At 64.7% G+C, this 17969-nt stretch carries 22 protein-coding genes; 9 read left to right on the top strand and 13 right to left on the bottom strand.

Annotated features, from left to right (window positions below; translation table 11 throughout):
- Window positions 1-407: 407 nt before the first annotated feature.
- Window positions 408-551 (top strand): hypothetical protein, encoded by a 144-nt coding sequence (locus NZ849_RS09580; protein WP_295406555.1) that lies wholly within the window; start codon window positions 408-410, stop codon window positions 549-551.
- On the opposite strand, the gene NZ849_RS09575 is transcribed toward NZ849_RS09580, so the two are convergent.
- From NZ849_RS09575 to NZ849_RS09535, 9 genes are all read right to left on the bottom strand, one after another.
- Window positions 548-1255 (bottom strand): hypothetical protein, encoded by a 708-nt coding sequence (locus tag NZ849_RS09575; RefSeq protein WP_295406552.1) that lies wholly within the window; start codon window positions 1253-1255, stop codon window positions 548-550. The genes NZ849_RS09580 and NZ849_RS09575 overlap by 4 nt on opposite strands.
- On the bottom strand, window positions 1252-1698 hold the full coding sequence (locus tag NZ849_RS09570; RefSeq protein WP_295406550.1) for a DUF488 family protein: 447 nt from the start codon (window positions 1696-1698) through the stop codon (window positions 1252-1254). Before NZ849_RS09570 ends, NZ849_RS09575 begins: the two co-directional genes overlap by 4 nt.
- Window positions 1629-2213: a DUF488 family protein gene (locus NZ849_RS09565; protein ID WP_295406546.1), complete on the bottom strand. Its 585-nt coding sequence runs from the start codon at window positions 2211-2213 to the stop codon at window positions 1629-1631. The genes NZ849_RS09570 and NZ849_RS09565 overlap by 70 nt, the downstream gene beginning before the upstream one ends.
- A gap of 9 nt (window positions 2214-2222) precedes the next feature.
- Window positions 2223-3062, bottom strand: a complete 840-nt coding sequence (gene lysX, locus NZ849_RS09560; protein WP_295406543.1) for a lysine biosynthesis protein LysX — start codon at window positions 3060-3062, stop codon at window positions 2223-2225.
- Window positions 3063-3097: 35 nt separating this feature from the next.
- A complete protein-coding gene (lysW, locus tag NZ849_RS09555) occupies window positions 3098-3262 on the bottom strand; it encodes a lysine biosynthesis protein LysW (protein WP_295406657.1) in 165 nt (54 codons plus the stop codon).
- Between the two features lie 89 nt (window positions 3263-3351).
- The gene (locus NZ849_RS09550; RefSeq protein ID WP_295406540.1) at window positions 3352-3663 is read right to left on the bottom strand and encodes a paraquat-inducible protein A; all 312 of its coding nucleotides are present in this window, start codon (window positions 3661-3663) and stop codon (window positions 3352-3354) included.
- Between the two features lie 21 nt (window positions 3664-3684).
- Window positions 3685-4188, bottom strand: a complete 504-nt coding sequence (locus NZ849_RS09545) for a homoaconitate hydratase (RefSeq protein ID WP_295406537.1) — start codon at window positions 4186-4188, stop codon at window positions 3685-3687.
- A complete protein-coding gene (locus tag NZ849_RS09540; RefSeq protein WP_295406533.1) occupies window positions 4181-5431 on the bottom strand; it encodes a 3-isopropylmalate dehydratase large subunit in 1251 nt (416 codons plus the stop codon). The genes NZ849_RS09545 and NZ849_RS09540 overlap by 8 nt, the downstream gene beginning before the upstream one ends.
- 37 nt (window positions 5432-5468) lie before the next feature.
- On the bottom strand, window positions 5469-6698 hold the full coding sequence (locus NZ849_RS09535) for a LeuA family protein (protein ID WP_295406530.1): 1230 nt from the start codon (window positions 6696-6698) through the stop codon (window positions 5469-5471).
- A gap of 170 nt (window positions 6699-6868) precedes the next feature.
- Between NZ849_RS09535 and NZ849_RS09530 the strand changes: the two genes are divergently transcribed.
- The 7 genes from NZ849_RS09530 (at window position 6869) to NZ849_RS09500 (ending at window position 13341) form a co-directional block, all read left to right on the top strand.
- Window positions 6869-8848 carry a hypothetical protein gene (locus NZ849_RS09530; RefSeq protein ID WP_295406527.1) on the top strand — a complete coding sequence of 660 codons (1980 nt, stop codon included), beginning with the start codon at window positions 6869-6871 and terminating at the stop codon, window positions 8846-8848.
- Between the two features lie 23 nt (window positions 8849-8871).
- Window positions 8872-9732 carry a dihydrodipicolinate synthase family protein gene (locus tag NZ849_RS09525; RefSeq protein ID WP_295406525.1) on the top strand — a complete coding sequence of 287 codons (861 nt, stop codon included), beginning with the start codon at window positions 8872-8874 and terminating at the stop codon, window positions 9730-9732.
- Window positions 9733-9843: 111 nt separating this feature from the next.
- Window positions 9844-10539 (top strand): hypothetical protein, encoded by a 696-nt coding sequence (locus tag NZ849_RS09520; protein ID WP_295406522.1) that lies wholly within the window; start codon window positions 9844-9846, stop codon window positions 10537-10539.
- 19 nt (window positions 10540-10558) lie between these two features.
- Entirely contained in the window at window positions 10559-11332 is a 774-nt protein-coding gene (locus NZ849_RS09515) for an alpha/beta fold hydrolase (RefSeq protein ID WP_295406519.1), read from the top strand.
- Window positions 11333-11379: 47 nt separating this feature from the next.
- Complete coding sequence (locus NZ849_RS09510; RefSeq protein ID WP_295406516.1) at window positions 11380-12024, top strand: hypothetical protein; 645 nt, start codon at window positions 11380-11382, stop codon at window positions 12022-12024.
- Between the two features lie 4 nt (window positions 12025-12028).
- Window positions 12029-12439, top strand: coding sequence for a disulfide bond formation protein B (locus NZ849_RS09505; RefSeq protein WP_295406513.1), 411 nt, complete (start codon window positions 12029-12031; stop codon window positions 12437-12439).
- 83 nt (window positions 12440-12522) lie between these two features.
- Window positions 12523-13341 (top strand): cyclase family protein, encoded by an 819-nt coding sequence (locus NZ849_RS09500; RefSeq protein WP_295406510.1) that lies wholly within the window; start codon window positions 12523-12525, stop codon window positions 13339-13341.
- A gap of 1 nt (window position 13342) precedes the next feature.
- On the opposite strand, the gene NZ849_RS09495 is transcribed toward NZ849_RS09500, so the two are convergent.
- On the bottom strand, window positions 13343-13735 hold the full coding sequence (locus tag NZ849_RS09495; protein WP_295406507.1) for an NADH-quinone oxidoreductase subunit 15: 393 nt from the start codon (window positions 13733-13735) through the stop codon (window positions 13343-13345).
- A 66-nt stretch (window positions 13736-13801) separates the two neighbouring features.
- Here NZ849_RS09495 and uvrC point away from each other — a divergent pair, with 66 nt between their 5' ends.
- Window positions 13802-15598, top strand: a complete 1797-nt coding sequence (gene uvrC, locus NZ849_RS09490) for an excinuclease ABC subunit UvrC (protein WP_295406504.1) — start codon at window positions 13802-13804, stop codon at window positions 15596-15598.
- Here uvrC and NZ849_RS09485 read toward each other — a convergent pair.
- The 3 genes from NZ849_RS09485 to NZ849_RS09475 all read right to left on the bottom strand — a co-directional run.
- The gene (locus NZ849_RS09485; RefSeq protein ID WP_295406501.1) at window positions 15592-16509 is read right to left on the bottom strand and encodes a 2-hydroxyacid dehydrogenase; all 918 of its coding nucleotides are present in this window, start codon (window positions 16507-16509) and stop codon (window positions 15592-15594) included. The genes uvrC and NZ849_RS09485 overlap by 7 nt on opposite strands.
- Window positions 16510-16560: 51 nt before the next feature.
- Window positions 16561-17475 (bottom strand): signal recognition particle-docking protein FtsY, encoded by a 915-nt coding sequence (ftsY, locus tag NZ849_RS09480; protein WP_295406497.1) that lies wholly within the window; start codon window positions 17473-17475, stop codon window positions 16561-16563.
- Window positions 17476-17544: 69 nt separating this feature from the next.
- A partial coding sequence (locus NZ849_RS09475) for a manganese catalase family protein (RefSeq protein WP_295406494.1) occupies window positions 17545-17969 on the bottom strand: 425 nt, incomplete at its 5' end.

Genomic DNA, 17969 nt, shown 5'->3' with positions numbered 1-17969 from the left:
GAATACCCGATAAGCACCCCTATGAAAATCGGCCGATTCTCCTGCGCAATCGGCTTTGACGAATTTTCGAGCGCCATCACCGGGGCAACGTGCGGGTGGTGGGGGTGGTGCACAACGGGCTGCGGCTGAAAGGCGTGCTGGCGGTCAGGTTCGGCAGAACGGGCGCAACAACACCCGTTTTTGAGCGAGCTGATCCGGCACTCCAAGTTCTACCCCAGTCTGCAACTCTGCTACAAGGCACTGCCCTAGGCAGGTTCAGCATGGTGGACATCCGAGCGCTCTCGGACTATGGGCCGCGGCCTCCGAGGCACAAGCCCAATCTTGCCTCCACCAAAGCCGCCCTCCGCAAGGTGCGCGGCGGCCAGCGGAAATGACCCCTGATTCAAAAAGCCAGGGCCGGCGTTTATGTGCAGCGCGCCGGGCTAACCCTGGGGCAGGCCGAGCAAGCCCTCCAGCACCCGGCGGTACACTCCCACATTCCCGAGCCCCTGCGGGCGGCCCACTCGATTGCTGGCGGCATCGCCATCGGACAGAGCCGGGCCCGGCCTTAGTGTGCCCAAAGAGGGTCCGATTCCAGGTGCACCCCGTTGACCTGAAGCCAGTGCAAGGGCTCCTGACCCCCCAAAGCTTTGGCCCGGCTCAGCCCCACGCTCAGAATCGCCCGCGAGCTCCGCAGGGCGCGGTTGACCCAGTTAACCTTTCCCACATCCAAGCGATACCCACAGCTACCCCACGCCTTATAAAAGCGAAGGTCGACCACAGCAACGCTAAGCTCATCCGGGCAGTCCGAAACCCTAAAGTGCGCCCGTAAACTGGCCTGGTTTTGGTGCACCTCCACCCTAAGACGAAGACCCTCCACCCTCAGGTCGCCCAGTGAAGCCCTCCCGGTACCCGCGGGCAAGGCTAGGGTGGTCCGGTGGGGACGAAGCCCCTCCCCGAACACCTCAGCAAGGCTCCCTTGGGCCGAGGCTTCCAGCCTTGACCAGAAGGCCTTGGGGCTTAGCTGCTCCACGACTTGAGCCTTCCCCAGGCTAAACCAGCAATCCTCTACTTCCGGCGGCCTTCCCCCTACCCTGCAAGGCCCCAGCTCAATCACCTGCCCCAACCGGAGCAGGCCCGAGTGCACCGCATCTAGGGTTAGCGGCTCCTCTCTCCCCGTCACCGGTCGGATATACCTTCCGGACACGGGTTCAATGCCCGCAACGCACACCCTCGGATAACCCATGCGGGTCAGGTGAGTGATAACCAGCTTCAAAGGTGAATCACCTCCACATCACCCCACCTCTGGGCCAGGTACTCCGCCGCCAACCGGCGGTGGCACCGCTCCGCCGTTGGTTCACTACACAGCAGCACGGTAGGCTGGGCGAACAAACCCCGGTCGAGCCGCTGCTCTACCTGCCGTTCCCGCATTAGGGAGAGAAAACCGGCCTCGTATTCAGGCCAGCCTATCTGCCCCTTCCGGTAGGCCTTGAGAAGGTTCCCTTTGGGTGCCAGCAACGGCTCGTGCCGGTAGTCGGCCCCCAGAATCTGCTTCAGAAAATAGGCCAGGTCGGCCCTTTTGCTGAACCCCGCAAGCTGCGAGGTGTTGTTCAGGCGCACATCCAGGAGCCGGCGAATGCCATTCCGCTTCAGAAGCTCGAAGAACTGCTCGGCAGTCTTGCGGGTGAAACCGATCGTATAGATTTTGGTGAGCGCCAAGGCCGCACCTCCCCGAACAGGGGCTGTTCCAACGCCTCCTTTTGGCGAAGCTCCTGCTCGCTTTGCAGCTCGCCGTTGCCCCGTATGTGGAACACCTGCGCGCACAACCCGGGGTCTTCGTCGCACAACACCCGCACCACCAGCAGGCGGCGGTGGCACTCACTGGGGTTTTCCTCACTGCACATGAGGGCAATCCGGTACTGCTCCATTCCCCACCGGAGCCTCTCCAGCCCGCTACGGAAAGCTTCCGTCCTGGACATCTTGGCGTAGTCGGCGTGCCCCTCAGAATCGTAGAGTTCCGCGCTTTGGGGCTGGCCCCCAAGCTCCCGGCCCATGGGCACATAGAGGATGCCCACAGCCTTTAGCAAAGCCCTCAGCTCGGGGGCGTTGAAGTGAGGGAACTGCCGGGAAAAAGGCCTCGAGCGCACATCGGCCAGCGCCTCTACTCCGTGGGCCTGCAAAAGCCCCAAAAACCGCTCCGGGCTGTGGCTGGAGTGACCGATGGTATAGAGCATACCCCCAATCTACCTCAGACCCCAAGCGTACTCCAGGATTTTCCTTGGGATGTCCACCCCCGTGGTGTGCACGGAGTTTTTGAACTCCATGGTGTGGTTTACCTCGTTCACCAAAAGCCCCTGCTCGGACTCAAATAGATCAATGGCCACCACCCCACCCCCCACAGCCTTGGCTGCCCGCACGGCCAGATCGGCCAATTCGGGGGTAACGGGGCAGTTGGAGGCCTTGCCCCCGCGGGCAGTATTGGTAATCCAGTGCTCGGAGCTGCGGTAGATGGCCGCAATGCAGGCATCCCCCACCACAAAGGCCCGGATGTCGCGCCCCGGCTTCCGGACGAACTCCTGGATGTAGTAGAGCTGGTGCTGGTAGCCCCCCAGCACCTCCTTGTGCTCCAGCAGGGCCTCGGCCGCGTCGCGGTCGTTCACCCTGGCCAGAAGGCGGCCCCAGCTCCCCACCACCGGCTTCATCACCACCGGGTAACCCAGCTCCTCCACAAGCTTCAGGGCCCCCTCGGCCTCGGTAGCCAAGACCGTCCGGGGCTGGGGCACCCCGTGGGCCGCCAGAGCACAGCTCGTGGCCCACTTATCGCCACAAACCTCAATTACCTCTGGCGCGTTTACCACGGGAATCCCCAGGCTTTTCAGATAGCGCGCGACCGCCAGGCCCTTGCTCTGCGATACCAGCCGCTCCACCGCACAGGTCACACCCTCCAGCTCTGGGGGCCGCTCCCCCAGCCTCATGGGCAACTGCTTGGCGTAAATTTTCCTAAAAGGGATGCCCAGACCCTCGGCAGCCCTAAAGAGCAGCTCCTCGTCGGGACGGATGCGGTCGTAAAGGATGGCCAACATAGGCAAAAAGCGGGGAGAAGCCAGCAAGACCTAGGCTACTCTCCCCAGTCCTCTGCCTCCTCGGGGGCCGCCTGAAGCCTGAGGGGCTCCAGACCCACCACCTCAAGCTCTGCCCCACAGGTCTCGCAAACCACCAGCTCCCCCAGCTCAGGGTCGTTCAGCTCTACCTCACTCCCACACTCCACACACTCGGCTGTCATCTCCATTTCCTCCTATTCGCTTAAGGGCTGGCGCCCATCCACAGCGGAAAATTTCGCCTCCCAGGCGCTCCTCCCCACAAAAACCCCACTCAGTAGTCCTCTTCTTCCTCCTCCAACCCCGCCCAGTCCGGCTCGAAGCGGTGGCCGCACTCCGGGCAGACCGCTTCCTCCTCTTCGCTGTCCAGCTCAAAGGTCAGGCCACATTCCGGGCAGTCCACGAAAAGCCCTTCCTCGCCGTCCTCAATGACCGCCACCTCCAAGGGGTCGGTGGAGAGAATTTGCAGATAAGCCCCACAGGACTCGCACTCAAGGTAGTCCTCGGGCGTAAGCTCCTCCAGGTCTTCGGGAGGGACGAAGTTGGGTTCGCGGCATACCGGGCAAATTACCTCTAGGTCTTCCATACAGACCTCAACCCCCCCAGTCTACCCTCCCCTGCCCTCTCCGGGAAACCGGCCGTACTTGCGGTAGTAGTCCAGTATGCTCCCCTCTTTCAAGGCCTCCAGCAGAAAATCCGGCGGGGGGGTAAGCTGGAAGGTATCCGGCCCGTGCCGCAAAACGCCCCTCTCCAAATCCAGCTCCACCTCGTCGCCGTCCTCCAGCGCGTCTACCACCTCCGGCGCCTCAAAGGGCACAATACCCAGGTTCACCAAGTTGCGGTAGAAGATGCGGGCGTAACTCTTGGCAATGATGGCCCTCAGGCCCAGCTTGCGCAGGGCCTCTGGAGCGTACTCGCGGGAAGAGCCCAGCCCGGTGTTCCGGCCACAGACCAGGATGTCGCCCGGGCGAAACCCTGAGGCAAACTCGGGCCGTAGGTGGGCAAAAGCGTAGGTGTGGAACCTGTCCTCCCCCACCATGAAGGGGGCATACTTGCCGGGCAGGATGTCGTCGGTGTTGATGGCGTCGCCAAACTTCCAGACCCTAGGCACGGCCCACCTCCAGCTCCTCCGGGGTGGTGATGTACCCCGCCACCGCACTGGCTGCAGCCACCCTGGGCGAAGCCAGGTAAATCTCGGCATCCGCCGCCCCCATGCGCCCCCTGAAGTTGCGGTTGGAGGTGCTCACGCAAACCTCGCCCGGGGCCAGCACCCCTTGGTGCCGCCCCATGCAGGGCCCACAGCCAGGGGTGCCGATGGTGGCCCCAGCCTGCAGCAGGGTGAGCAGGGTGCCGTCGGCAGCGGCAGCCTCGAGCACCTGCGAGGAGGCCGGAATGACCAGCATCCGCACCCCCGGCGCCACCTTACGGCCTTTGAGGATGGCCGCGACCTCGTGCAGGTCGTCCAGGCGCCCGTTGGTACAGGTGCCCACAAACACCTGGTCCACCCGCTTGCCCTTAACCCTGGCCACCTCCTCCACGTTGTCCACGTAGAAGGGCACCGAGATCCGGGGGGTGAGGGCTGCAAGGTCAATTTCGACCTCCTTAGCGTAGGTGGCATCCGGGTCGGGGTAGAGCCAGTCGGGTATCTCGTAGAGCTCCAGAATCTCGCCGCTGGGCACCACCAGCCCACACTTGGCCCCGGCCTCCACCGTGAGGTTGGCCAAGGTCAAGCGCTGGCTGCGGGTGAGGGATTCGGCCCCGTCCACCAAGTGGATTTCAACGCTCATGTAGGTGGCCCCGTCGGCGGTGAGGACACGCACCATCTCCAGGGCCGCATCCTTGGCCGTCGTGCCGGGAGCCAGCCGCCCTTTGAAGGTCACCTTGACCGTCTCGGGCACCCTGAGCCAGGTGCGCCCCGAGGCCGCGGCCAGGGCGATGTCGGTGGCTCCCATCCCAGTACCAAAGCAAGCGATGCCGCCGTAGGTGGTGGAGTGCGAGTCCGAGCCCAGCACAATGCCCCCCGGCCGCGCCAGGCCCTCCTCCACCAAGACCTGATGGCAGATGCCCCGCCCTACGTCGAAGACCCGGCAGCCGTGGCGGTTGCCCCACTCGCGAATCTCCTTCTGGGCTTTGGCTACCTCCACATTGGCCGCCGGGGCCACGTGGTCAATTACGATGGCCACCTTCTCAGGGAAGCGCGGGGTAGCCCCGAGCTGCTCGAGCCGCTTGAAAAAGCTCCCGGCGATGGAGTCCACCACCATCACCTGATCCACCTCCACCACCACCAGCTCGCCTGCCCGCACCTCCCGGCCAGCCCTTTGGGAAAGGATTTTTTCAGCTAACGTCAGGCCCATCTCCTTACCTCTTCCGGCAAAGGCCCGCCCTTAGTCCTCAATCCAGGTTCTCCAGCCGCGCCGTGGGCACCTCCTCTGGGATGGGGTGCCGGGAGAGACCGTGGGCCAGGGCGATTTCCAGCAAGAGCTCCTCGGGCTTCTTCCGTCGGCCAATCTCACCCGTGCGGCTTTTGAACTCCTGGGTGATGCGCTTAGCCTGCTCCCTGGTAATCTCGAAGGCCTCCACCTCCTTCAAATAGTAGTAGATCAGGTGCCAGCCCGACAGAGGACCCAGAAGAAGCTGGTTCTTATCCACCCCAAAGTCGTGCAGGTTGTGCGCCTCGTAGACCTTTTTCTCGTTCAAAACCGCCTTCTGGTGAACCCCAGCGGTATGCGTGCGGTTGGTGAGCGAAACCGGTTCGGTGTAGGGCACCAAGGTGCCCAGGATGGAGGCCATGAGCACGTTCAGGGGGTAGCACTGGCTCAGGTTGTACTGCTCCTTGAGCTCCGGGTAGCGCTTGGAGAGGTTGAACAGCACCCCCGTGATGGAGGGAATTCCCGAGCGCTCGGCCAGGCCCCAGATGGAGGCGTCCACATACCGCACCCCCGCCCGCACCGCGGCCAGCACGTTGGCAAGGGCCAGGCCACGGTCGTTGTGAAAGTGGCACTCAAGCGCAGCCCTGGGGTAGCGCGCACGCAACGCAGAAACCACCTGGGTCACGTCCTCTGGCTCGGCGATACCCACCGTGTCGGGCAAGCCTAGCGTGTCCACGTAGGGATAAACCGCGTCGTAAAGCCGGAAGAGGTCTCCCAAAGGCGTGCGGAAGGCGTCCTCAGCGCTGAAACGCAGGTACATTTTGGGATGGGCCGCCCGCACCTGCCGAAGGACTTCCTTAGCCAACCCCACCGCCTCGTCCAAGGACTTCTGCGCGTTGTGCCGCTGGGCCAAAGGCGAAACCCCCAGGTACAGGTTCAGGCCGTTGCAACCCACCTCGAGGGCCTTCTCTATATCGAGCGGGTTGGTCCGGCAATGCCCTAAAAAGCGGAGCGGCTTGGGTGTTAGGCTCTTGGCGTAGGCGATTAGCTCCCGCACATCCTCGGCCTCGGCCTCACCCACCACCGGAGAGAAGAACTCAAAATGGGTCACCCCCAGCTCGATGAGACCCGCCAGCAGCTGTTTTTTCTCCTCTAGGGTGAAGCGGTACTTCTCCGTGTCAAACAGGAGCGGCGACTGCTGGCCGTCGCGGAAAGTGGTGTCTACGATTACAATGCGCGGGTCTGTCTGCATATGCGAAAAAAATCGCCCGCTTTCTCTGCGGGCCGGGCTGCGCAAGCGGGCGAACCAGCATGCGCTAGCCCACGGCACCGGGTTTTTTAGCCCGTAGGGGCATACCGCAAGTGTAAAATCGGTATACCGAGGCTGTCAACCTACCCAGACCCCTGGAATAAAATGGCCCCATGCGTTGGACAGCTGGAGTTCTCTTGGGGGGGCTGGCGCTGGCCCAAAGCCTCACGGTGGCCCCAGAGGGCCGGGTAGGGGAGCCCCTGGAGATTCAGGGTGCCGGTTTCCCCCCGGGCCGCCACACCCTCACCATAGAGTCGGACACCGGCCGCAACCAGGCGGTGCTGGAAGCGGCGGGTGAACAGTTCACCCTAGCCTGGACCCCGCCCAGGGCTGGGGTTTTCAGAATCAGCGTAGAGCTCCAGGGGCGGAGGGTGGAAGCCCAGACCCGTGTGGTTGCCCAGGCCTCGTTGCCCACACCCCAGCTAGGGGCGGATGGGCTGGTGGTGGGAAGTTGGAAACTACCCCTTACAGGCCCCTGGATTGGCCCCAAGGTTTTGGGTTCCCGGGCTTTCATCGCCCAAGGACCGCTGGTGTTGGAGATAGACCTGCAGACCCCCCGGGTGGTGGCCGAACACTTTCCCCCAGCCGAGGTGCGGGCCCTGGAAACCGAACCCGAACCTGCCGTGCTCTTGGAGGACGGGCGGCGGTTGAGCCTGGCAGCCCTGGCTGGAAAACCCTACGAGGGCCGTTGGGAAAGCCTCTCGGTTCTCCGCGACTACTTCAAGGACCGCGAGCCCACCTCAGCCCAGCGGCCGTACTGGTACTACTTCACCCGGGAGGCCAGCAGCCTGAGCGCCGCTGACCTCGAGGCCATAGGGCGCGACCTATTGCAAAGGGGCCACCGGCCCGAACTGGCCTGGGGAAGAGGCGTGCTGCGCTGGCTGGAACCCTGGCTGGCGCAGGTTCGGGCCACGCGACGGGAGGGGCTGGAGAAAAGCCTGACCTGGTCAGAGTTTTTTTTGAAGTACCTTCCGCAGCTCCCCGGAGCCCAGGCCGTGCTCCTGGAGCAGGCCGACTGGCTCGAGGCACAAGGACGCCCCGACCTGGCCGAGCGCTATCGCGATGCCCTACGGGAGGTGGCTAGCTGGCAGCCCCCTTTGACCTCGGCCCACCTGGCCCAGCTCACCGGGGTTTTAGGGGGGCTTTACCTCCTGATGGTCCTCTACCTGAGCCTGCTTTACCTTCCTGCCCAGCTCCGAGGGGTTCGCCCCAGTGGAGGGTGGCTTCTGGGCTGGTTGCGGCACCCCCTGCTGCGCCTGCGCCACAGCGTGCTGGCCTACACCACCATAGGAGAGCGGGCCCTGCTGCTTTTGCTGTTTGGGCTCACCATCCTGGCCTTCCTGGCCTGGGGTTTTTTAGGCCGCTTCGAGGCCCTTATCGCCCAAGAGAGCCTCACCCGGGGCACGCTGCGCTCGAACGCCGCTCAGGAAACCCTACGCAACCTGGCCAACACCGACTCTGCACGGGGGTTGCTGGCCTATGCCCTGGCCCAGGAAAACCCCACCGAGGCCCGTCGCCTCTACGAAACCGCCCCGGCTTGGAGCTACGTCCTGCTGGGGCGTGGGACCCCAGAAGCCTTGGCCCAGGCCTACCGGCAAGCCCCCCGCGCCCCTTCCGTGCGAGAGGCGCTGGGCCTTGGAGGGGACCTCTGGAGCGAGGTCTACCGCGAGGCCGGGGTGGCCCGCGAAGCTGTGCCCACCCCGCGGGTCATTGCCGCTGCTCTCGGCCTGAGCCATCTGCGCAACCTCACCACCAACTTCCTCGAGGTTTGGCGCGACCTTCCCCTGTGGCCCACCCCTCTTTGGGCCTGGGGGGCGGCCGGGCTGGCCATGCTCCTGGCCTTATACCACCTCTTGTGCTTCTTCCTACCGCGGCCCAAAAACGCCCAGGATGGGGTCGCCTGGCGCCACACCATTCAGCTCCTCTTTCCGGGAAGCCCCACCTACAGCCAGGGCTGGGGCGTGCTGGTGCTGTTGACCCTGGGCGCAGGGGTGTGGCTTTGGCGCCAGGAGCCGCGCCTTGGCCTGACCCTTACCCTGCTGGCCCTGGGTGCCCACCTGGTCCTTTGGCTGACCCTGGTCTACCGGCGCTGAGCACGGCGGCTTAGAATCCATCCATGATCATTCCTCCCCTGCCCACCCCTTTCGACGCCCGGGGGCGGTTCGACCCCCAGGCCTTCCGCGAACTAGCCCAGGCCATCGAGCCCCACGTGGACGGCCTGCTCTTCTACGGCTCGAACGGCGAAGGGGTGCATCTAAGCCGCGAGGAGCGCATTCGAGGGCTGGCCGTCCAAAGCCCAAAAAAGCCCACGTTGGTGGGGATTATGGAGGAAACCCTGGCCCAGGGGATGGCCGCCTTAGAGGAGGCCGAGGGCCTGGGCGCCCGGGCGCTGGTCACACCCCCCCGCTACTACGAGGCCAGCCTGGGGCCCGAGGGGCTACTGCGCTACTTTTGTGGCCTCGCTGAGGCAGGTCAGAGCGAGGTCTGGCTCTACCACGTGCCAGCCAACACCAAAGTCCAGCTTCCCCTGCCCGTGGTGGCCGAGCTGGCCCGGCACCCCAGGATTACCGGCATCAAGGACTCCAGCGGCGAACTCTCCCGGCTGGCCTTCTACGCCTCGCAAAAGCTGACCCTGGAGGTCTACACAGGCCACGCCCCCAGCTTCTTAGGCGCGCTGGCGCTGGGGGCTAAAGGGGGCATCCTGGCCGCTGCCAACCTAGCCCCCAAGCCCTACAAGCAGCTGCTCGAGCTGTGGCAGAGCGGTAAGGTGGTCGAGGCGCAGGCCCTGCAGGCCGAGCTCGAGCCCTTTGGTCGAGCACTGGCCCAAGGGGGCTTCGTGCTGCTCAAACAAGCCCTGCGTTACCTGGGCCTACCCGGGGGCTACCCCCGGCCCCCCTACCCCAGCGAAAGCCCAGCCTGGCCTACCTTCAAGCCCCTGCTGGAGGGCTTTCGGGAAAGGGGCTGGACGGTGGAATAACCCAACCCCCTCCGGTAAGCTCTAAACATGAACCGAATGGCCTGGTGTCTGGTATGCCTGGGGCTGCTCGGTGCCTGCGCACCCCGGATCACCCAACCACAACCGCCCCAGGTGGAGCTCCTGCAGTTCAGCCTGGTCTCCGTAGACCCTTTCAGCGGCCGCGCCGAGTTCGACCTACAGCTCCGGCTGACCAACCCCAACCCCTTCACGCTACCCCTGCTGGAAAGCGCGCTAACCGCGGAGCTGGGCGGTCTGCAGCTCCGCCTGGCCCTGCCCGCCCTGGAAATCCTCCCCGGGGCAGGCCGCGAGGTCCAAACCCGCCTGGTTGTTCCAGTGGTGGAGGGGGCCCGGGTGCTGGCCAACCTGCTGGGAGGGCAAAGCGCTCGGCTACGCTTGCTGGGGGAGCTGCGGGTACAGCTAGGCCCAGCGGTAGTGCCCATCGGTCCCCTAACCCTGGTCGAGCGCGACGTGCGCGTCCAGTTCACCTTTCAGCCCCCCACCCTGCGCCTCGCTGAGGTTCGCCTGGAGGGCCCAGCCATCCGGCTGTTGCTGGAGGCGGAAAACCCCAACCCCGTCGGGTTCACACTGGAGGGCCCCCTGCGCATCTTGGTGGGCGGGCGCAGCGTGGCCGAGGGGGGGCTCAGCCTTGGCCTGGGTCCGGGCGGACGCAACCGGGGGGAAGTCCGCCTGAGCCTTTTGGGACTGCCGGGCACGGGTGGGGTGAGCGTGGAACTGGGCCTCAGCGCCCGCATCCCAGGGGTTCTGGACCGCTCAGTGGTGCAGGTTCTGCAGGGTTTCCTGCGGTAAAAACATGCCGGGCCCCGTTGTGAGCGACCACAGGGCGAGGGTGCCCGGTGGGCAGGTTTTTGCCCGGCAATGGGCAGTGGGGGAATCCCGTAAGGCCCCCATCGTCCTGCTGCACGACTCCTTGGGGTCGGTGGAGCTCTGGCGGGGGTTTCCCGCCGCGCTGGCCCAGGCCACCGGACGAACCGTCTGGGCCTATGACCGCCTGGGCTTCGGGCGGTCTTCGCCCAGAGAAGAACCCCCTTCGGTTGACTTCATCCTCGAGGAGGCCCAGCTCTACTTCCCCGTTATTGCCGCACAGCTCGGGCTCCAGGAGTATGCGCTTTTCGGGCACAGCGTAGGAGGCGCCATGGCCCTGTGCATCGCCGCGCACCAGCCGGACCGGTGCCGCGCGGTGATTGCTGAGGCGGCCCAGGCCTTTGTGGAGGAGCGCACCCTACAGGGCATTCAAACCGCCCAACAGAGCTTTCAAGACCCCACCCAGTTCGCTCGGCTAAAACGCTGGCACGGCGAAAAAGCCCGCTGGGTGCTGGAGGCCTGGACGGGGGTCTGGCTCGCACCGGCGTTTCGGGCCTGGACGCTGGAGCCCTGCCTGAAGAAGGTGCACTGCCCTGTGCTGGCCCTGCACGGCGACCGCGACGAATACGGCTCGGTGGCCTTCCCAGAGCGCATCGCACGCGGGGTCCAGGGTCCGGCGCGGATGGAGGTGCTCCCCGACTGCGGCCACGTGCCCCACCGGGAAAAGGAGGCGCTGGTGCTCGAGGCGGTAAAGGGTTTTCTGCAAGGAATACCCTAAGGCGGTCCTACACTCGAGGGGGGTTTTGGAGGCAATTCCTTGGGAGAATGCTGAAGCTGTGGACGCTGTACCAATCCCTGGCCTCAAAGAGGCATTCCGGCCAGGTAGAAGGCCTTCCCTACCTGCTCCAGCCCCAATTCCCCCTACTCCTGACCAACACCGCTTTTGGCTACAAGGCAGCCGCACAGAGGGAGATAGAGGCCCGCTTTCTGGCCCTGGGAGCGCCTCCGGCCTTCACCCTCTGCGAGGCGGCTGACCCCTCCGCGCTTCTGGCCGCCGGCTACCGACCTAGGGCCACCTTTGAGCTCTGCATCGCAGAGGCCCATCCCACCCCTCACCGGGTAGAGCGGGTCCCTTGGTCAGAAGCCTGGAAGGTGGCCCGAATCCTCACCGAAGCCTACGGGGCCGAAGCATGGCGGCTGGCCTTCGCACAGGCAGTGGGCCGGTACCTGAAAGACCCCTACCACTCCGCCCTCATCGTCCGCACGGAAGGGCGCGCCGTTGGGGCTGCCCTCACGGGAGAGGTCGGACTTCTGGTCGGGGTTCTGCCGGTTGGGCTAGGTCAGGGAGCGGGCAGGGCCCTGCTGGGCAGCATCCATCCCAGGCCTTTCCTCCGCCTGGCGGGCAGCGAGGCCGAGTTTCCCGGACGGGTGGTCGGCCGCTTTGTCCGCTACGAGCTTCCCGTAGAATGACCCTGTGAGGAGCCCCGAGCGAAACACCCTCCTGCTGGCCCTGGCCTGGCTGGTGGCCCTGGTAGCCACCCTGGGCAGCCTGTACTACTCCGAGGTGCGCAACTTTATCCCCTGCACGCTTTGCTGGTACCAGCGCATTGCCATGTACCCGCTGGCCTTCCTGCTGGGCATCGCCCTGTGGCGGGGAGACGCGGGCGTGAGGCCCTACGCCCTCACCCTTTCCTTGCTGGGGCTTTTCTGGAGCAGTTACCACCTTCTGGAGCTGTGGGTTCCCGGACTGGCCCCCAACGTCTGTAAGGGCCCCATCCCCTGCAATGTGGAGTACCTACCCCAGTTCCCCATCCCTCTGCAGGCCTGGCTGGCCTTCGCCCTCATCAGCCTAGCCCTGCTAGGGGTGAGCCCCCGCCGAAGCTGAGCTTGCTTGAGGCCCAAACAACCCGATAAACTGGGGGCACCGAGCCACTACCGAGAAGCAGGCTTGGGCCTCTAGGAGGTCGTATGTGCGCGCCTTACGTGATGGACCTGGTGGGGAGCAGCCTTAGCAGGCGGGAGCTTTTGGGTCTGGCCGCGGGCCTGGCCGCCCTGGCGGCTGGCAGCGCCAAGGCTCAAGGCCAGGTATCCGGAAAAGCCTTCAGCAACGTGGCCGACCTGACCCATGTGGTCTCGCCTAGCTTCCCCATGTTCCCTGGGGCTAGGCCGATGAAGATCACCGAGGTGGTCACGGTCAAAAAGGACGGCTACTACGGCAACACCCTGGAGGTCTGGGAGCACACCGGCACCCACATGGACGCCCCAGCCCACTTCGTGGAAAATGGTCTCACCGCCGAGAACCTTCCGGTAAACCGGCTCATTGCGCCGCTGGCAATCGTCAACATCAAGGACAGGGCCGACCGCAACCCCGACGCCGAGGTCACCGTGGATGACCTCCTGGCCTGGGAGCGCCGCCACGGCCGCCTACCGGCTGGGGCCTTTGTAGCCATGTACTCGGGCTGGGAAAACCGGGTCAGCAACCCCAAAGCCTACGTCAACCAAGACAGCGCTGGGGTGCAGCACTACCCGGGGTTCAGCCCGGCCGCCGCTGAGTTTCTGGTGCGGGAGCGAAACATCGTGGGGGTAGGGGTGGACACCCTTTCGCTCGACTTTGGGGCCTCCAGGGACTTCAAAAGCCACATCACCCTGCTGGGGGCGGGCAAGTACGGCCTAGAAAACCTAGCCAACCTAGCCAACGTGCCGCCCAGCGGGGCCATGGTCATCGTGGGCGGGCCCAAGCACAAAGGAGCCTCCGGCGGACCTACCCGGGTAATGGCCATCTGGTAGTTCAGGCCCGGACCAGGGCGGCTCGAGCCCGCTCGGCCATCTGGAAAAGCCGCTCCTTGGTTAAGGGTAGCCTCCCCTCCAACACCAGCCCTTTTCCCTCCTCCCAGTGGGCGTGGTGGTGGATGTGCCCTCCAGGAACGCGAAAGGCGATGTGCTTGAGCTTGGCGTGTCGGGGCGAAACCGAGGCGAAGAGGAAGGGCTCCCCCCGCTCGTCGGAGAGCGAGACCGCCATCATGGTAGTGGGCAGCTCGTAGGGCCGCTCCATGCGGTAGATGAAGTCGGGAAAGTCGGACTCCTTGGTAAAGGCCACGCCCCTTTCGGCGGCATACTCCCTCATCCACTCGATAACCTGAACCCAGGCCCTGTAGAGCATCTCGTCGTGGCCGGCACCCATGGCCCCCAGTTTATCAGGGGAGCAGGTCACACAAAAAGCGCGCCCCTGACCTTAGGATGAACCCCGATGCGGCCAGAAGACCTTCCCCCCTTGCCCGAGGCCCCAGGGGTCTATTTATGGAAGGACGGAGAGCGCATCCTGTACGTGGGCAAGGCCAAAAACCTAAGGGCTCGGGTAAACAGCTACTTCCACAGCGAGGGCAAGGGCCTGCGCATTGCCCAAGAGGCCACCAGCCTCGAGTTCATCCTGGTCCGCGACGAGGTAGAGGCCCTTCTCCTAGAGGCCAACTTCATCAAGCACCACCGCCCCCACTACAACGTTTTGTTGAAGGACGACAAACACTACCCCTTCCTAAAGCTAACCAAAGAGGAGTGGCCCATGCTCCTGGTGGTGCGGCGGGTACAGGACGACGGGGCCCGCTACTGGGGGCCTTTTCCCGAGGCTGGTGCGGTGCGTCGCATCAAGCGCCTGGTGGACCGCTACTTTCCCCTCAGGAAGAACTCCGGCTATCCCTTCAGAAGGAGGCGCTACCCCTGCCTCAACCACGCCATGGGCCGCTGTATGGCCCCCTGCGTGGGCAGGGCTGACCCGGCGCGCTACCGCGCCGCGGTACAGCAGGTAGAGGACCTGCTGGACGGCAAGGTTGCGGCTCTGTATGCAGGCCTAGAGGCGCAGATGCGGGAAGCCGCCCGCCAGCAGGATTTTGAGCGGGCCGCCGAGATCCGCGACCAGATTGCCGCTGTTCGGAGCTTTTTTGGCACAACCCAGCAGGCCTACGACCCGGAGATGGGCGATCTGGACTTCATAGGCTTTGCTCGAGCCGGCGAGTATGCCATGCTGCAGCACTACCAGGTGCGGGGAGGGCAGATGCTGGGGCGGATCAGCCGCTTTGTGGAAGGGGTTGGGGATGCCAGCGATGCGGAGCTTCTGGAAGCTTTCCTGCGCGACTACTACCTTGAGGCCACCCCCCTACCCCCTCTGGTGCTGCTACCCTTCGCCCTGGAGGCTCAGCAGGCCTTTTCAGCCTTCCTAAGCGCCAAAGGGCGCAAGGTAGAGGTGCGCGTGCCCCAGCGGGGTGAGAAAACCCGCCTCATTGAGCTGGCCCAGAAAAACGCCCAGGCCGCGCTCGAGAGCGAGCTAAGGGTTTTGGAACGCAAGGGCGATCACCCGGGTCTCAAGGGGCTGATGGAGGTACTGGGCCTCTCCCACCGCCCCTACCGCATTGAGGGCTATGACATCTCCAACCTTCTGAACGAGAGCCCAGTGGGTTCCATCGTGGTGTTCGAGGGGGGAAGACCCAAAAAAAGCGAGTACCGCAGGCTCAGAATCCGTGGCCTGCAGGGTCCAGACGACTACCGGGCCCTAGAGGAGACCCTTTGGCGGCGCTTCAGCGGCAGCCTTTCGCAACAGATGGCCATACCCGACCTAATCCTGATTGACGGGGGGCTGGGCCAGGTAAGGGCTGCCCAGAGGGGCCTCCAGAAAGCCGGCCTGAGCCTCCCTCTGGTGGGCCTGGCCAAGCGCGAGGAAACCCTGGTGCTGCCCGACGGCCGCACCCTCACGCTTCCCCTCACCCACCCTGCTCTGCAGCTTCTTATCCATATCCGGGATGAAACCCATCGCAACGGACTGGCTTTCCACCGCAAGGAGCGCAGCCGAAGGGCCCTGAAGAGCATCTTTGATGGAATCCAGGGTATAGGCCCAGCCCGCAAGCAGGCCCTGCTGCAAAACTTCTCCAGCCTGGAGGAACTCAAAGCGGCCAGCCTAGAGGAGCTAGCCCGGCTTCCCAGCATGGATAGGCGCAGCGCCCAGGCCGTTCTGAAGGCCCTGGAGAACCTCCCAAACCCGCCAACCGGTCAGTAGCCCTCCCGCACCACGTTTAGAAGGGGTTCGCCCCGCAGGTAACGGGCCACCTGTTCGCGCACCAGGCGGAAGCCCCGTTCAAAGAGCTTAGGGGTAGAACCGGCCACGTGAGGGGTGAGAAAAACCCCAGGAAGCGACCACAGGGGATGTCCCTCGGGAAGCGGCTCAGGGTCGGCTACATCGCTGCAAAAGCGCACCCTACCCAAGCGAAGAGCCTCCACCAGAGCCTCTTGGTCCACGGTCTTGCCCCGTCCGGCGTTCACAAAAAGGGTCCCTGGCTTCATCCGAGCAAAGTGCTCACGGCCCAGGAGCCTTTCGGTGAACGGCGTTAGGGGCAACAGGTTCACCACCACGTCGGCCTGGGGGAGCAACCCCGGCAACTCATCTAGGGTGTACACCCCATCCCGAGCGGTGCGGGCTACCCTCAGAAAGGAAACCCCAAAAGGGGCCAGGCGGGCCTCGGTAGCGCGGGCAATGGAGCCGTAGCCCAGGAACAGCAGCGTGGCCCCCTCGAGGTCCTCCACCCACCGGTAGGCCCATCGCCCTTCCCGCTGGGCGTCGCGAAACTCGGGAAAGCGCTTGTAGGCAGCAAGAATAGCCCCCACAATCCACTCCGCCACCGGGGCATCGTGCACCCCGGCCGCGTCGCAAAGCACCACACCAGCAGGGAGTCTGGGCAGAATCCAGTCCACCCCGGCCGTGAGGGTCTGCACCACCTTCAACCGCTTTAGGTTGGGCAGCTCATCGAGAAAGCGCCGGGCTCGAGCCCCGCCGTAAGGGGCTACAGCGAACTCAGCCTCCAGGGCCTCCTCAGGCAGGGGGCCCTCCTTGGGAAAGTAGGCCAGCCGCACCCCTTCCGGCAACCCCACCAGGTGCTCGGCCTCTGTGGACTCGGGAACCAGCAGAACCATCCCTCGGTTACTATAGCCCATCGCGTTCATCCCTGGGCGCGCAGCCACAGCTCAGCCAAGAAGGGCCTCCACAAACTCCCCCGCGTCGAAGGGCTGCAGGTCCTCGGCCCTTTCGCCCACACCGATGAACTTGATGGGCACCCCCAGGGTGCGCACGATGGGCACCAACACACCCCCCTTGGCGGTGCCGTCGAGCTTGGTCACAACAACCCCGGTAAGCCCCACCGCCTGGTGAAACCTCTTGGCCTGCTCCAAGCCGTTTTGACCGGTGATGGCGTCCAGTACCAGCCAGACCTCGCCGGGTTCACCCGGGTCAGCTTTGCCGATGGAGCGCTTGACCTTGGCCAGTTCCTCCATCAAGTTGCGCTTGGTGTGCAGACGCCCGGCAGTGTCCACCAGCAGGAGGTCAAACCCCCGGGCCTTTCGAGCCGAGGCTGCATCAAACGCCAGCGCAGCGGGGTCGGTTCCCTCAGCGCCCTGGATGACGGGAATGCCCAGCCGCTCGCCCCAGACCCCAAGCTGAGCTCCCCCGGCGGCGCGGAAGGTGTCCCCAGCGCAGAACATCACCCGCTTGCCCTGATTTTGGTAGTACTGGCCCAGCTTAGCAATGGTGGTGGTCTTGCCCACCCCGTTGACCCCCACCATCAGGATTACCTTACCTTTTGGCTCCACCACGCTTTTCTTGGCGTCTGGACTGAAACCAGCCCTGCGGATTTTAGCCCGGAAGGCGTCGGGCTCGAGCTGCACCGTCAAGGCCTGCTTCAGGGCCTCGCGGAGATCCTTCTTGCCCGACCGCCGCACCTCTTCCAGAACTTCCCGGCTGGCCTCAACCCCCACGTCGGCGGCGATCAGGGCAAACTCCAGCTCCTCCAGCACCTCTTCGGGGTTTTTGCCCCAGGGGATGGCCTTTGCCAGGTTGTCGCGGGTTCTGCTAAGCCCCTCGCGGAGGCGCTGCAACCAGCTCATACGGCCTAAGTTTAACCGCAAGGAACCACCCCAGCCGGCCTCTGCACGGCTGGGGTGAGTAGGCCACGCTTACTTAGCCTTCTCGTAGAGCTTCTTGGCGATCTCGTAAAGCTCGCCTGGGTGGAACTCGGGGGCGAACTCCGCGGCGTCGTGGCCAAGGTCAAAGACCGGGCCGCCCTGAGGAGGCCCATCCACCACCACCACGGGGCTCCCGTCCTCGGGGGAGGCCCCGTTCCAGATGAGGCCCAGGTCCTGGTAGTCCGAGGGGCTGAAGCGGTAGAGGTTCTTGTGGAAGCCCTGCTCCATGTACTTCCTGGCCTCAGGGAACTTGCTGTTGTCAATCCGGGGGATGGGGAGCAGCTTGGTCATCTCCACCCCGGTGAGGCTTTCCAGGGCCTTGCCGTAGGCGGCGGCGTGCACCCCGCCCCGCACCAGGAGGTAGCCGATCATCTCCCGGGCCACGGGGTTTTGCGTCATCTCGTAAACCCGCAGCT

This window comes from Meiothermus sp. (assembly GCF_025060375.1).
Taxonomy (GTDB): Bacteria; Deinococcota; Deinococci; order Deinococcales; family Thermaceae; genus Meiothermus.
The sequence above is the reverse complement of the archived record's forward strand: the minus strand, read 5'-3'. Positions and strand labels throughout refer to the sequence as shown.